Origin of the sequence: Bradyrhizobium sp. WSM1743 (genome assembly GCF_000473065.1) — a bacterium.
Lineage (GTDB): Bacteria > Pseudomonadota > Alphaproteobacteria > Rhizobiales > Xanthobacteraceae > Bradyrhizobium.
Map to the genome: position 1 here is coordinate 47,740 of NZ_AXAZ01000050.1, position 13,788 is coordinate 61,527.

At 63.7% G+C, this 13,788-nt stretch carries 14 protein-coding genes; 8 read left to right on the plus strand and 6 right to left on the minus strand.

Features of this window, described 5'->3' with window-relative positions; translation table 11 throughout:
* Positions 1-99 precede the first annotated feature (99 nt).
* Positions 100-678: a hypothetical protein gene (locus tag YU9_RS0126065; RefSeq protein WP_027575441.1), complete on the minus strand. Its 579-nt coding sequence runs from the start codon at positions 676-678 to the stop codon at positions 100-102.
* A gap of 234 nt (positions 679-912) precedes the next feature.
* Between YU9_RS0126065 and YU9_RS0126070 the strand changes: the two genes are divergently transcribed.
* Positions 913-1,368: a cupin domain-containing protein gene (locus YU9_RS0126070; RefSeq protein WP_027575442.1), complete on the plus strand. Its 456-nt coding sequence runs from the start codon at positions 913-915 to the stop codon at positions 1,366-1,368.
* A gap of 107 nt (positions 1,369-1,475) precedes the next feature.
* On the opposite strand, the gene YU9_RS0126075 is transcribed toward YU9_RS0126070, so the two are convergent.
* The 5 genes from YU9_RS0126075 to YU9_RS0126095 all read right to left on the minus strand — a co-directional run bounded on the left by YU9_RS0126075 (position 1,476) and on the right by YU9_RS0126095 (position 6,261).
* Positions 1,476-1,997 (minus strand): hypothetical protein, encoded by a 522-nt coding sequence (locus YU9_RS0126075; protein WP_027575443.1) that lies wholly within the window; start codon positions 1,995-1,997, stop codon positions 1,476-1,478.
* Between the two features lie 64 nt (positions 1,998-2,061).
* On the minus strand, positions 2,062-3,006 hold the full coding sequence (locus YU9_RS0126080) for an EamA family transporter (RefSeq protein WP_027575444.1): 945 nt from the start codon (positions 3,004-3,006) through the stop codon (positions 2,062-2,064).
* Positions 3,007-3,076: 70 nt separating this feature from the next.
* Positions 3,077-3,889: an MBL fold metallo-hydrolase gene (locus YU9_RS0126085; RefSeq protein WP_027575445.1), complete on the minus strand. Its 813-nt coding sequence runs from the start codon at positions 3,887-3,889 to the stop codon at positions 3,077-3,079.
* A gap of 99 nt (positions 3,890-3,988) precedes the next feature.
* A complete protein-coding gene (locus YU9_RS0126090; RefSeq protein WP_027575446.1) occupies positions 3,989-5,515 on the minus strand; it encodes a hypothetical protein in 1,527 nt (508 codons plus the stop codon).
* Positions 5,512-6,261, minus strand: coding sequence for an ABC transporter ATP-binding protein (locus YU9_RS0126095; RefSeq protein ID WP_027575447.1), 750 nt, complete (start codon positions 6,259-6,261; stop codon positions 5,512-5,514). Before YU9_RS0126095 ends, YU9_RS0126090 begins: the two co-directional genes overlap by 4 nt.
* Positions 6,262-6,536: 275 nt before the next feature.
* Here YU9_RS0126095 and YU9_RS0126100 point away from each other — a divergent pair, with 275 nt between their 5' ends.
* The 7 genes from YU9_RS0126100 to YU9_RS46180 form a co-directional block, all read left to right on the plus strand.
* Positions 6,537-7,412 (plus strand): branched-chain amino acid ABC transporter permease, encoded by an 876-nt coding sequence (locus YU9_RS0126100; RefSeq protein ID WP_027575448.1) that lies wholly within the window; start codon positions 6,537-6,539, stop codon positions 7,410-7,412.
* A 4-nt stretch (positions 7,413-7,416) separates the two neighbouring features.
* Entirely contained in the window at positions 7,417-8,568 is a 1,152-nt protein-coding gene (locus YU9_RS0126105) for a branched-chain amino acid ABC transporter permease (protein ID WP_027575449.1), read from the plus strand.
* A complete protein-coding gene (locus YU9_RS0126110; RefSeq protein WP_027575450.1) occupies positions 8,565-9,323 on the plus strand; it encodes an ABC transporter ATP-binding protein in 759 nt (252 codons plus the stop codon). The genes YU9_RS0126105 and YU9_RS0126110 overlap by 4 nt, the downstream gene beginning before the upstream one ends.
* 3 nt (positions 9,324-9,326) lie before the next feature.
* Entirely contained in the window at positions 9,327-10,115 is a 789-nt protein-coding gene (locus YU9_RS0126115) for an ABC transporter ATP-binding protein (RefSeq protein ID WP_027575451.1), read from the plus strand.
* 91 nt (positions 10,116-10,206) lie between these two features.
* The gene (locus YU9_RS0126120; protein WP_027575452.1) at positions 10,207-12,045 is read left to right on the plus strand and encodes a long-chain fatty acid--CoA ligase; all 1,839 of its coding nucleotides are present in this window, start codon (positions 10,207-10,209) and stop codon (positions 12,043-12,045) included.
* A 77-nt stretch (positions 12,046-12,122) separates the two neighbouring features.
* Positions 12,123-13,334, plus strand: coding sequence for an ABC transporter substrate-binding protein (locus YU9_RS0126125; protein WP_027575453.1), 1,212 nt, complete (start codon positions 12,123-12,125; stop codon positions 13,332-13,334).
* 272 nt (positions 13,335-13,606) lie between these two features.
* The coding region (locus YU9_RS46180; protein ID WP_198028302.1) for a helix-turn-helix domain-containing protein at positions 13,607-13,788 on the plus strand (182 nt) is incomplete at its 3' end.

Sequence of the window (13,788 nt, forward strand, 5' to 3'; positions counted from 1 at the left end):
GGTTTTGGTCTCACTGCTCACCGCGGCCCTTCACCCGGATTGCTGCGCAATCCGACCTCTCCCCGCTGGGGAGAGGTAAGGATCGGCCGATAGACTCTCTTAGACTTGCATCCCAGTGCTCTCTCTCGCGGCCGCGTTGCGCAGCATCGGGTTGTTGTCGATGCTGAAGCGGTTGAACAGCGTCGTGAACGGGCTGCCATCGGTGGCCCGCACGATGGCGTCGGAAGCTGCCACCGCGTCGTAGAGCGCGCCGACGGGATCATCCGTCTCCGGCAGCTCGAGCGCGCCGCGGATTTCTTCGCGAGCCTCATTGACCTCATCCTCGTCGTCGAGCGCCGCCTCCAGCGCATCCGCTGCACGCCGCATTTCGGCAAGGTCGCCGCCCGCAGAAAATTTGAGGATGTCGAGCCAGTAGGGGCGGGCGACGACGAGCCGGATGAATGCCTCAAGGCTCTCCGCGATGATGCCCGCGCGGCCCTCCGTTGAGACGTAGAGCACATTCTGCGACGGCAGCAGCACGAACGCGCTGCCGGAGCCGTCACTGCCGATCTGCCGCGGGCTTTCGATGCCGTCGATGGTGAACCAGGGCTCCTCGTCCGGCGCGAAGGAGACGTCGAGGCTGCGGAGCCGGGCGACGACCTCGCTGTTGGCTGTCAGAACCTCGGGCGTGAGGGGCATCGGTGCGGCTCCTTCCAATACTTCGCGCACTTTGTCGCACCCGGGAAAAGATCGGTTCATGTGTACGAATTTGCAGGGAAATCGGGACGTTAACCGTTTCGCACTTGCAACTAGGGGCTGATTGTCGAGCTCTGCGTAAGAAAGAATTAAAAACCGGCTACTAGCGTCCCAGCTTCTTTCGAAGCAATCCGGGCCGAGACCCGGCCATTCATATTATATCCCCTGGGGAAGCAGATGTCGCGCGCATTGATTGAAATCGGTAGTTGCAATGTGGATCTCGAGCTGCGGCCGATCGAGCCATCCTGGATCATCGAGGGCAATCCGGTGTCCCGCTCCCGCGTCCTGTCGACCAGCGCCGACGGCACCGCCCAGACGATCATCTGGCACTGCACCGAGGGTCGCTTCAACTGGTACTACGACATCGACGAGACGATCATGATCATGGAAGGATCGATCGTGCTCGAAAGCGAGGGCATGCCGCCCAAGCGTTACGGTCCCGGCGACGTCATTTTCTTCCGCGACGGCGCGCATGCCAAATGGCATGTCGAAGGCCACGTCAAGAAGATCGCCTTCTGCCGCAAGACCAATCCGGTGATGATCGGCTTCCTGATCCGCGTCGTCAACAAGCTGAAGAAGATGTTCGCCTTAACCGGCGAGCGCCGTCCGGCCTCGCTGATGGGTGCAGGCTAAAGCGGACAATAGGGTTTCAAGGACGCTTCCCAGCGGCCACGACGAAGAGGGGGCGGGTTCAACATCCCGGCCCCTCTTCTCGTTTCGATATCATGGCCTGCCGATGTTCATGGCCTGCGCCGTCGTGCTTTGACCTCCACCATCAGCTCCCAATCCTGCGCTGCTACCGACTTTGCCTCGCCGAGCCAATGAAAGGAATCGTCCGTGATCCCGGTAAAGCTCCAGCGCGTCAGCTCGCCGGATTCGGTCGTGCCTTCCTGCACGATGTCGTTGCCACGCGGACGGCCGATCTGCTGCCGGAACACGCGGCGGCCCGGATCGAACCAGGAAATCCGCCACGCATCGATGGCCGGATCGTAGACGCGCAGCGTCGTGCCATACCAGTTGCCGGCGATCGGAAAGGCTGGGCTGCCCGCGGGCCGGGGAATGATCCAGACGTCCTGCACCGCACGGCCTTCCAGCACCCAGCCGAAATGGATCTCGCCAACTGCCGTGTGCCTGGCGCCATCAGGCGCATATGCCGTGATCTCGCTGTTCCAGTCGCCGACGAAGCGGCCGTAAAGCCGAAGCGCCGCCGCGTGTTCGGGATGCGGCCCACTCGCGTGCAGAAGTCTTGCAAAGTCGCTCATCTTGCTCTCCTGTTGCGGAAATTTCAGCACGAACGAGCCGCGGGCGACTTGGAGAAAATTGCCGTCAGGTCTTGCGCAGTGACAGATGCCTCATCGCTCGATCGGCCTCGGCGTGCGTCCGCCGGCTGCTCGAGCGTTCGGCGCGCCAGATGACGACAACGGAGACAATGACGAGACTCGCGCCCACCAGCATCATGCGAGAGAACGGCTCTCCGAGCACGACGGTGCCGAGCAGCACCGCGATCACCGGATTGACGAAAGTATAGGTCGAGACCAAGGAGGTCGACACGTTCTCGAGCAGCCAATTGTAGGCGACGAATCCGATCACGCTGCCCGAGATGATCAGCCAAAGCGCTGCTGCAATCGACGTCGTCGAGACCTCGCTCGGTCTAAAACTCTCCAGCTCGCCCGTCAGCCAGCTGATTGCGAACAACACGGCGCCCCCGATCGATAGCTGCATCCCCGACAGCGAGATCGCGGATGCCTGACGCGACATGCTGCGCGACAGCACAGTGCCGATCGACCACGACAGGGCCGCAGCGAGCAGCCAGACGATGGGAAGCATGCTGATGCCGGCCTGCTCGGCATTCTGCCATGCCACAAGCCCGACGCCCACGAAGCCGGGCACGAGCGCGAGCAGCGCGATTGGCCATGGGCGCTGATCGCCCGGAAACAGCATGTCAGCCAGAAGTATCCAGAACGGAATCGTGGCGAGCACGATGGCGGCCACGCCGGAGGGAACCGATTGTTGCGCGAAGGCGAGAACGCCGTGGCAGCCGACGAAGAAGAGCAGCCCGCATAGGGCCGCCTGCAACCATGTCTGCCCCGAGGCGCCCGCGACGTGCCGTCCGCTGAAGGCGAGCAAGATGATGCCACCGCAGAACGAGCGAAGTGCCATCAGCAGAAACGGCGGTATCGATTTCAAGCCCAGCGTGATCGCAAAATAGGTGGAACCCCAGAGGAGATAGATGGCGGCAAATGAGCCGATGACCAGGAACCGTCTGCTCATGATTGCTCCGACTGACGTGGGTCTCGGAGCAACCAAGTCGTCGACGGTTGATGCGTTCCGGTTTTGGCGCTCAGACCCCGTCGAGGATGATCACGGTCGGCTTCGTCGGCAGCGTATCTCGCGACATCCGGAACGAGCGCTCGATGCGCCGGTCGATCTCGAACTGCTGGCCGATCCGGTGCATGAAATCGTCGAGTGGGGTAGCGAAACGGTGCATCGGCAGCACCACCGAGGCGCGCAGCCGTTTGGTGATCTCGGAGATTCCGTCGAGTGACATGGTGTAGGTGCCGTCGATCGGCACCATCACGATGTCCAGCCGCCCGATCTGGGCAAAATGGCTGTCGTCCAGCTTGTGGTGAAGATGGCCGAGATGGCCTATGCAGAGGCCGGCCGCCTCGAAGATGAAGATGGAATTGCCGTCGCGGATCATGTCGGTGCCGGCATCGTCGCCGAAATATCGGCGGATGTCGGTCGTGACGTTGCGGATGAAGGTGTCGCTGATGCGCTCCGACACGATCGCCGGCTTGCCGTCCTCGCCCCAGCCATGCAGCACATGGGGAATTCGTTTGTCGGGATATAAAGAATAATGCGTGCTGTGCGCCCGGTTCATGGTGACGACATCGGGCAGCCGCCCCACCTGGTAGGCGCCGCTATAGTCGGTCGCGATGCGCAAGCCGGCGGGCGTGTCGATGAAATAGGTGGAGTGGCCGGCATAGGTGATCTCGACCTCTGCGGGGGCCGCCGCCTGCCTGAAGACGACCGGCATGACCCTCGGCGCGGCGTTGGCCATCGCCAGGCATTCGCTGCGCTGTGGCTGCTGGGCGAGGGCAGGTGAGAGGATTGCGCCGAACAGCGCCAGAGCCGCCGAAACCAGTCGCCGCATGAGTCCGTCCCCGATGATGTCAGGGGAAAGTCTAGCGTGCAACGCAGAGCGTGGCCAATGGGCCGCGATCAACAGCGCGTCAGTGTCGGACCTTCACGCCTAGTCGCGCTTTGGGCTGAACTTCCAGGTGATCGCAACAAGGCCAGCGGTGATCAGGCCGCTGATCAGGCCGGCCAGCGGCAGGGCGAGCAGCAGCGCCGCACTCGCGGCCCAGCCGATCGAGGAGAACGCTTCGGCGAAGGTCGCAAGCCGCGACGAGGTCTGGCGGCGGCGGAATTGGCTGCGCCGGGCCTGCACCCGGAACCAGAGCTGGATCGCCGTCGCCGAGGCCGCGCTGATGATGATGGCGCCGGCGCTGACCGCAGCCTGGAACGGCGAGGCCAAGGCCAGCGCTCCGACCAGTGGGCAGAAGATGACCGCGATCGCGATCAGCACGACCTCGATCTTGGCGCGGATGACGCTGGATGACATCAGCGGCGCGGTGGCGACGAGATCGGGAGCATCCTCGCCGGAGATCGTCAGCCAGGCGAGCCCGCCGGCGAGCTGTCCCGCCGCCATCACGATGACAGGTGTGATCAGCGTCAGCGCCGCGGAGCTGTCGGCAAAGTTGCGCCAGAGCAGGAGCGCCGGCGGCACCAGATAGAGCAGCTGCATCAATGTCTGCGAGATCAGCCAGGGATCGCGCCACAGCAGCATGAATTCCTTGCGCCGCAGCGCCTGCTGGCGCGATTCGCCGCGGAACGGGCGCTCCCTGGCACGGACGCGGCCGGACGTGCCGTACGCCGCCGCATCGATCGCGGTGTCGGCGAAGCGATGCGAGAAGATCGCCATGACGCCTCCGAGCAGCACCAGAGCGAGCGCGAGAAGCAGCAGCAGCGCCTCGTTGTCGCCCATGGTCGCCCGCGCCGGCCACCACCAGATGCTGTCGACATCGGGCGCGTAGGCGGCAAGGCTCCCCGAGGTCAGGATGGTGAAGCGCGACAGCGTGCCGTAGGACATGATCGCGGCGACCTGAAGCGCGATCACGAAGCCCGCGCCGATGATCGCGGCGAGGATCTGGGCGATCAGGCGCGTTCGCGCCGGGCCGATCAGCCGGAACAGCAGGATGGTGACGGCGATCGCGATCGCCGCGGCCGACAGGCCCATCGCAATGACGACGCCGAAGGCGGCGAGCCAGCGCGCGCCGCCGCCGATCACCAGCACGTCGATGAAGGGCGTCGCGAACAGCAACGCGAGCACGGTGACGGTCAGCGCGATCGCGGCGATGCGGACCGAGAACAGATTGGCCAGTGTCGCGGGCGAGGACATGATCAGGTCGAGATCGGCGCGGGCGTAGAACACCCGCGTCACCGATTCGATCGCCTGCGAGAGCATCAAAGTCCAGGCGAGAAAGATCGTCGCCGAAATCACGATCAGCGGGGATTTGTCGAGCGGCAGCTGCAGGTCGGCGAAACGGCCGATCACAGCCCAAGCCGGCAGGTGCAGCACCGCGGCGAAGCAGAAGAGGCCGATCACCGCAGCGCGCGTCCGTTTGCGCCGGCCGCCCGTCATCATGGCGAACCATTCGCGCCAGGCGAGCCGCAGCTCGTGACGGGCAAACCAGGAGAGCGCGGTTGCCGAGCTCATGCCGCGGCCTGAAGCGTCACCAGCGCAATGAAGAGATCTTCCAGGCTGGTGTCGGCATGGCCATTCTGCTGGCGCAGCGCGGTGAGCGTGCCTTCCGCGACCAGGCGGCCAGAGGCGATCACGCCGATACGGTCGGCCATGCGCTCGGCGACCTCGAGGATATGCGTGGTCATGATGACCGTGCAGCCGGCGCGGACGCGCGCGCCGAGCAGGCCCTTGACGTGGCGGGCGGAGACGGCATCGAGCCCCGTCAGCGGCTCGTCGAGAATGATGAGGCGGGGATCGTGCACCAGTGCGCCGGCCAGCGCCACCTTCTGGCGCATGCCCTTGGAAAAGCCCTCGCAGCGCTCGTGCCGGTGCGCCTCAAGCCCGAGCGAGCCGAGCAGCTCTCGCGCGACCGGTTCCGAGGCCGACGGAGCGATGCCCCAGAGCCCGGCGACGAATTCGAGATATTCTCGCGGGGTCAGCTTGTCGTAGATCATGGGCTCGTCGGAAACCCAGGCCATCACCTGCTTGGCGGCGACGGGGTTGGCCAGCGCATCGATGCCGAAGATCGAGACCGCGCCGGCATCGGGGTGCAGCAGGCCCGCAACCATGCGCAAAGTGGTGGTCTTGCCGGCCCCGTTGGGGCCGACCAAGGCATAGAATTCGCCGGCGTGAATGGTGAGATCGAGGCTGTCGACCGCCAGACGGTCAAAACGCTTCGTTAACCCTCGGACTTCCAGCGCCGAGTTGTCCGGCTTCATGACGGCCACACCATCCGCTTTTGCATCACCCGCGACCTTGACTTGAAGATGTTTCGGCACCGTGAATCTACGGCCGACAAATCCTGTGATCCGGATTGGACTAAAGGCAAGGCACCCCTACAAGTCACCGTTTGTTGACAGCGCGCGGGCGTTCAGGCTGAATTGATTCCGGACAAATGGCGCTAACGCAGCGAAACGACTGCGTAGCGACTGGACACAAGATGCGCCAAGGTGGTCACGAAGAACCGCCGGTTGCATCGGGAGGATGCGCGGCGATGCTGGATTTCGTTCAGCAGCTGGTCAGCGGTGTTGCGCTCGGCTGCGTTTACGGCCTGATCGCGCTCGGCTTCGTGCTCGTCTACAAGGCCACCGAGGTCGTCAATTTCGCCCAGGGCGATCTGATGATGCTGGGCGGCTTCTTCGCCTTCACCTTCATCGGCATGATGGGCCTGAACTACTGGATCGGCTTTGCCGGTGCAGTGGCCGCGATGGCGCTGTTCGGCATGCTGGCCGAGCGCGTGGTGGTGCGGCCGATCCTCGGCTACCCGCAGTTCTCGATCATCATGGCGACGATCGGGCTGGGGTATTTCCTGCGCTCGGTCGCCGGCATGATCTGGGGCACCGACGATTTGAAGATCGAGACGCCGTTCAGCCAGGGCGTGCTGCGCATGGGCTCGCTGGTGCTCGCCTACGACAAGCTCTCCGTGATCGCGGCGACGATAATCCTGTGCACGCTGCTCTACCTCTTCTTCAACAAGACCATGCTCGGCACTGCGATGCGCGCCAGCTCCGAGAACATGCTGGCGGCCTACTATATGGGCATTCCGGTCAAGCGCGTGGTGTCGGTCGTCTGGGCGATCAGCGCGGCGGTCGCGACCTGCGCCGGCGTGCTGCTGGCGCCGATCACCTTCATCCACTCCAATGTCGGCCTCGTGCTCGGCCTGAAGGCCTTTCCCGCCGCCGTGCTCGGCGGCTTCGGCTCGATCCCGGGTGCTGTGGTCGGCGGCGTCCTGATCGGTGTGATCGAGAGCATGGCCGGCTTTTACCTGCCCGAAGGCTGGAAGGACGTCGCGCCCTATGTCGTGCTGCTGACTGTGCTGCTCTTGAAGCCCGAAGGCCTGTTCGGCCTCCAACTCCGCAAGAAGGTCTGAACGCATGCGCTTCCTGTTCAAGACCGACTACGAGGACGAAATCAAGCTGTTTCCGCATTCGGGCTACGTCGTCTCCTACGGCATCCTGCTCGCGCTGCTGCTGATCGCGCCCTATGTGCTCTCCAGCTATTTGATGAGCCAGCTCGTCTTCGTCTGCATCTATGCGACCGTCGGTGTGGCGCTCTTGATCCTGACCGGCTTCACCGGCCAGGCTTCGCTCGGGCATGCCGCGTTCCTCGCGATCGGGGCCTACACCGCGGCGTACTTGCAGAAATACAACGTGCCGTTCCCGGCCTACTTCCTCGCCGCCGGGCTGTTGACCGGCATCATCGGCGCGATGGTCGGCTTTCCCGCGCTGCGCCTCACCGGCATCTATCTCGTCATCGCCACCATCTCCTTTGCCCTGATCGTCGAGGAGATCCTGGCGCGGTGGGAGAGCGTCACCAACGGCAATGAGGGCATGCGGGTCAAGACGCTGTCGCTGCTCGGCGTCGCCGTGCCGCGCGACAGCCCGACCTTCTATTACCTCTGTCTTGCCGTGCTGGTGCTGACCATCGTCGGCACGCTCAATCTGCTGCGTTCGCCGACGGGCCGCGCCTTCGTCGCGATCCGCGACTCCGAGACCGCAGCGCGCAGCATGGGCGTCAATGTCGCGCTCTACAAGGTGAAGTCGTTTGCGATCTCGGCGGCGATCACCGGTTTTGCCGGCGTGCTGTTCGCGCACAAGCTCTCCTTCATCTCGCCGGAGATGTTCACGCTCCAGCTCTCGATCGAGTTCATCATCGTGATCCTGATCGGCGGCACCTTCAGCCTCCACGGCGCGGTGCTGGGCGCGATCTTCATCGTGATGATCGATCCGTTCCTGACCTATCTCAAGGACGACATGCCCGGCATCATCGCCGGGATCTCCGCGACGTTCGGCGCCAGCCCGGCCACCGCGGGAAACATCCAGTCGAACGTCGCGGCCTTCGCCTCGCTCAATGGCTTGAAGGGTGCGATCTACGGCATCATCATCGTGCTGTTCGTGCTGTTCGAGCCGCTCGGGCTCTACGGCCGCTGGCTCAAGATCAAGCTCTTCTTCCAGCTGTTCCCGCTCTACAAGCGCGCCACCTTCAAGCGGCAGAAGATCTACGTGAAGTCGGAGCGCAACCGATGAGCTATTTTCGCGCCGAGAACCTGTCGCTGCATTTCGGAGGCCTCAAGGCGGTCGATGCGGTGTCGTTCGCGGTGGAGAAGGGCGAGATCCTCTCCATCATTGGTCCCAACGGCGCCGGCAAGAGCTCGATCTTCAACCTGATCTCGCGCATCTACCGGCCCACCTCGGGCCGCATTTTCTTCGAGGACCAGGACATCACCGAGCAGCCGCCCTACGACATCGCCAAGCTCGGTATCGCCCGCACCTTCCAGAACATCGAGCTGTTCGAGAACGCGACCGTGCTGTCGAACCTCCTGGTGGGCCGCCACCGCCATTCGACCACCCAGCTCTGGCAGGAGCTGCTGTTCCTGCCGAGCGTGCGCGCCAACGAGAAGCTGCACCGTCGCCGGGTCGAGCAGGTCATCGAATTCCTCGATCTCGAACCCTATCGCGACAAGCTGATTTCCGGCCTGCCCTACGGCGTGCGCAAGGTGATCGAGCTCGCTCGTGCGCTGTGCTCGGAGCCGAAGCTGATCCTGCTCGACGAGCCGTCCTCCGGTCTCAATGTCGAGGAGACCGACGACATGTCGTTCTGGATCCGCGACATGAAGAGCGAGCTCGGCGTCACCGTGCTGATGGTCGAGCACGACATGTCGCTGGTCAATCGCGTCTCCGACCGCGTCATTGCGCTGAACTATGGCCGTGTGCTGGCGATGGGCTCGCCCGCCGAAGTGCAGCAGCACCCCGACGTCGTCGCCGCGTATCTGGGAGCCTGACGCATGGGTGCTGCCGTGACCCCGGACATCATCCTGAAACTCTCCAATATCGAGAGCTATTACGGGCCGATCATGGCGATCCGGGGCATCTCGCTGGAAGTGCCGCGCGGCCGCATTGTCACGCTGCTCGGGGCGAACGGGGCCGGCAAGACCACGGTGCTGAAGACCATCTCGGGCATTCTCGATCCGCAGAAGGGCGCGATCGAGTTCATGGGCAAGCCGATCCAGCGCATGGAGGCCGACCGGATCGTGCGGCTCGGCCTCAGCCATGTGCCGGAGGGGCGCGAGGTCTTCCCGTTCCTTTCCGTGCGCGAGAACCTGATGATGGGCGCCTATCCGCGCAAGGACCGCGACGGCGTCGCGGAGGATCTGGAGCGCGTCTACGGCTATTTCCCGCGCCTGAAGGAGCGCATCAACCAGCCGGCCGGCCAGCTCTCCGGCGGCGAGCAGCAGATGCTCGCGATCGGGCGCGCGCTGATGAACCGGCCGACGCTGCTCTTGCTCGACGAGCCCTCGCTCGGGCTGTCGCCGCTGCTGGTGAAAGAGATCTTCACCATCATCCGCCGGGTCAACGAGGAGCAGGGCATGTCGATCCTCTTGGTCGAGCAGAACGCCAAGGTGGCGCTGGAGACGGCCCATTACGGCTATGTCCTGGAGATCGGCCGCATCGTGATGAACGACAGCTGCGACCGCTTGATGCATTCCCAGGACATCCAGGAATTCTACCTTGGCGCCAAGGAAGCGGGCGCACGCGGCGAGCGGCGCTGGAAAAAGAAGAAGACGTGGCGGTGAGGAAGAGCTGGCAGTAAGATGAACTTGCCATCCGCAACATAGACCGCCGGCAAGGCAGGCAGCGGAGGCAGGCGACAAGGAGGAGAGGCGCATGGCCCGACCGGCGGTGCTGACGGTCGCTGATACGGTCGCGAAGAGCTTCTTGCGCGCCGCCGAGATGCGGGGCGACAGGCCGGCGATCCGCGAGAAGAAATTCGGCATCTGGCAGCCGACCAGCTGGCGCCAATGGCTGGAGATCTCGAAGGAGATTGCCTACGCGCTTCGCGCCATCGGCTTCATGCCCGGCGACGTCGCCTCCATCATCGCCAATGCCGTGCCCGAATGGGTCCACGCCGACATGGGCATATTGTGCGCCGGCGGCGTCTCCTCCGGAATCTATCCGACCGATTCCCCGTCCCAGGTCGAGTATCTCGTCAACGACTCCCGCACGAAAGTGATCTTCGCCGAGGACGAGGAGCAGCTCGACAAGATTCTCACCTGCCGCGCGCGGTGCCCGTCCCTGCAGAAGATCATCGTGTTCGACATGGAGGGCCTCAGCGGCTTCTCCGACGATATGGTGATGTCGCTCGACGAGTTTTGCGCACTCGGCCGCAACCACATGGTCGGCCGCGAGGCGCTGTGGCAGGAGATGATCGACAGCCGCAGCGCCGGCGATCTCGCGATCCTCGTCTATACGTCCGGCACGACCGGTCCGCCCAAGGGCGCGATGCACGCCAACCGCAGCGTGACGCACCAGATGCGACACGCTAACGACTTCATCCCGGCGCGGGAGGACGAGGACCGGCTGGTCTTCCTGCCGCTCTGCCACGTCGCCGAGCGCATCGGCGGCTACTACATCTCGGTCGCGCTCGGCTCGGTGATGAACTTTGCCGAGAGCCCGGAGACCGTGCCGGACAATCTGCGCGAGGTGCAGCCGACCGCCTTTCTGGCGGTGCCGCGCATCTGGGAGAAGTTCTATTCCGCCATCACCATCGCGCTGAAGGATGCGACGCCGCTGCAGCAATGGGTCTATCGCCGCGCCATCGGCATCGGCTACCGCATGGTCGATTGCCGGCTCGAGGGCAGGGCGCCGCCGCTGTCGCTGCGCGTCGCCAACCGCATCGCTTACCTGGTCGCGTTCAGAAACATTCGCCGCATGATCGGGCTCGACCGCTGTCGCATCGCGTTCACCGGTGCAGCTCCGATCGCACCGGAGCTGATCCGTTGGTATCTGGCGCTCGGCATCGACATGCACGAGGTCTACGGCCAGACCGAGAATTGCGGGGTTGCCACCATGATGCCGGCGGACAGGATCAAGCTCGGCTCGGTCGGCACCGCGGTGCCGTGGGGCGAGGTCGCGCTGTCACCCGACGGCGAGATCCTGATCAAGGGCGACTTCCTGTTCATGGGCTACCTGAACCAGCCGGAGAAGACCGCGGAGACGATCGATTCCTGCGGCTGGCTGCACACCGGCGACGTCGGCACCATCGACAATGAGGGCTTCGTCCGCATTACCGATCGGATGAAGGACATCATCATCACCTCCGGCGGCAAGAACATCACGCCGTCCGAGATCGAGAACCAGCTCAAGTTCTCGCCCTACATCTCCGACGCGGTCGTGATCGGCGACAAGCGGCCCTATCTCACCTGCCTCGTGATGATCGACCAGGAAAACGTCGAGAAGTTCGCCCAGGATCACGACATCCCCTTCACCAACTATGCGAGCCTGTGCCGGGCGAGGGAGATCCAGGACCTGATCGGGCGCGAGATCGAACAGGTCAACGCCAACTTCGCCCGCGTCGAGACCATCAAGAGGTTCTATCTGATCGAGCGCCAGCTTACCCCGGAGGACGAGGAGCTGACCCCGACCATGAAGCTGAAGCGCGGCTTCGTGAACAAGCGCTACGCCGCCGAGATCGACGCGATGTATCGCGAGCGCGCGGTGGCGTGAATCATATCGTTCTAAAAAGCGAAGCGGTGATGGCCCCGCCCTTCGCACAATACGGGCCCAAAGGAGAGGAGACGTCGATGTCGAGATCGTTCGGAACGTTCGGCCTTGCTGTGAGTGCCTATGTGAGCACCCTTGCACTCACCTGTCTGCCGGCCGTCGCGCAAACCAAGATCACCAATGAAGGCATCTCGGCAACCGAGATCGTCATCGGCACCCACCAGGACCTGTCGGGTCCGATCAAGGGCTGGGGCGTGCCGGTCTCCAACGGCATGAAGATGGCGGTCGAGGAGGTCAACGCCGCCGGCGGCATCAACGGCCGCAAGATCCGCCTGGTGGTCGAGGACAGCGGCTACGATCCGAAGAAGGCCGTGCTGGCGTCGCAGAAATTGATCGAGCGCGATAAGATCTTCGCGATGGTGGGGCCGATGGGATCGCCCACCGTGCTCGCCGCGCAGGATATCCTGCTCGACGCCGGCGTGCTGCAGCTGTTCCCGCTGACGGCGGCCGAATTCACCTTCAAGTTCGATCCGGCCAAGCCGCAGGAGCGATTGAAGTTCAACAATCTGCTGCCCTATGTCGAGAGCACGCGGGCGGCGCTGAAATACATGATGGAATGGAAGAAGTTCCAGAAGCCCTGCATCATGCACCAGGACGACGAGTACGGTAAGAACGTGCTCGACGGCTTCAACCAGCAGCTCACCGCCATGAAGGTCCAGCCGGCCTCGATCACGAGCTACAAGCGCGGCGCCTCCGATTTCAGCGCGCAGATCGCCAAGATGAAGTCCGACGGCTGCGATCTCGTGGTGCTCGGCGCGGTCCTGCGCGAGCCCATCGGCGCCATGGGCGAGGCGAAGAAGCTCGGCTGGGATGTCACCTTCCTCGGCGCCACGCCGACCAACGTGATGGAGGTGCCGGCGCTCGGCAAGGATGTGGTCGAAGGTCTCTACGCCGCGAGCCAGTTCGAGATTCCGTACGAGGACAACGCCAAGGGCAAGGTGAAGGACTGGCTCGCCAACTACAAGAAGATGTTCGGCACCGACGCCAACACGCAGGCCATCATCGGCTACAACGCGGTGATGACCTTTGCCTTCTACGCCGACAAGGCGGGCAAGGAACTCTCCGGGCAGAAGATGCTTGATTCACTGGAGTCGGGCGAGAAATTCCTCGACATCTTCAATTCGCCGCCGACCAAGTTCTCCAAGACCGACCACCTCGCCAACACCATCACCCAGGTGCAGCAGGTCAAGGGCGGCCGCTGGGTGCTGGTGAAGGACAATCTGATGTTTTGATCTCTTGCGGCGACGACGGTGCACTCTCTCCCCTTGTGGGAGAGGGTGGCTTCGCGAAAGCGAAGCCGGGTGAGGGGTCTCTCTCCCCGCGGCCAGTTTTGCGCGTGGACAGAGACCCCTCATCCGGCGCTTCGCGCCACCTTCTCCCACAAGGGGAGAAGGAAGAAAGTGTCCAAACCGGATAGATTGGTAACACAGTAGACCGGATGGACGGGTGACAGTTCTCTATCGGCTGGGAGGATCAGCCGATGCCTTGGCGAGAGAGCTGTGCAATGGACCAACGGGTACGCTTCATATCGGAACAGCGAACCGGCTTGTGGACGATGACGGAGCTTTGCGAGCGCTACGAGATCAGTCGCAAGACCGGTTACAAGTGGCTGGATCGCTACCGGTTGGAGGGGCCTGGCGGGCTTGAGGATCGTTCCCACGCCCCGCGCGTGCATGGGCGAGCGAC

Excerpts from the sequence above, each read along its gene's own strand:
- YU9_RS0126125 (WP_027575453.1), top strand. The coding sequence starts at position 12,123 with ATGTCGAGATCGTTCGGAACGTTCGGCCTTGCTGTGAGTGCCTATGTG.
- YU9_RS0126105 (WP_027575449.1), top strand. The coding sequence starts at position 7,417 with ATGCGCTTCCTGTTCAAGACCGACTACGAGGACGAAATCAAGCTGTTT.
- YU9_RS0126110 (WP_027575450.1), top strand. The coding sequence starts at position 8,565 with ATGAGCTATTTTCGCGCCGAGAACCTGTCGCTGCATTTCGGAGGCCTC.
- YU9_RS0126095 (WP_027575447.1), bottom strand. The coding sequence starts at position 6,261 with ATGAAGCCGGACAACTCGGCGCTGGAAGTCCGAGGGTTAACGAAGCGT.
- YU9_RS0126070 (WP_027575442.1), top strand. The coding sequence starts at position 913 with ATGTCGCGCGCATTGATTGAAATCGGTAGTTGCAATGTGGATCTCGAG.
- YU9_RS0126120 (WP_027575452.1), top strand. The coding sequence starts at position 10,207 with ATGGCCCGACCGGCGGTGCTGACGGTCGCTGATACGGTCGCGAAGAGC.
- YU9_RS0126080 (WP_027575444.1), bottom strand. The coding sequence starts at position 3,006 with ATGAGCAGACGGTTCCTGGTCATCGGCTCATTTGCCGCCATCTATCTC.
- YU9_RS0126090 (WP_027575446.1), bottom strand. The coding sequence starts at position 5,515 with ATGAGCTCGGCAACCGCGCTCTCCTGGTTTGCCCGTCACGAGCTGCGG.
- YU9_RS0126075 (WP_027575443.1), bottom strand. The coding sequence starts at position 1,997 with ATGAGCGACTTTGCAAGACTTCTGCACGCGAGTGGGCCGCATCCCGAA.
- YU9_RS0126085 (WP_027575445.1), bottom strand. The coding sequence starts at position 3,889 with ATGCGGCGACTGGTTTCGGCGGCTCTGGCGCTGTTCGGCGCAATCCTC.
- YU9_RS0126115 (WP_027575451.1), top strand. The coding sequence starts at position 9,327 with ATGGGTGCTGCCGTGACCCCGGACATCATCCTGAAACTCTCCAATATC.
- YU9_RS0126065 (WP_027575441.1), bottom strand. The coding sequence starts at position 678 with ATGCCCCTCACGCCCGAGGTTCTGACAGCCAACAGCGAGGTCGTCGCC.
- YU9_RS0126100 (WP_027575448.1), top strand. The coding sequence starts at position 6,537 with ATGCTGGATTTCGTTCAGCAGCTGGTCAGCGGTGTTGCGCTCGGCTGC.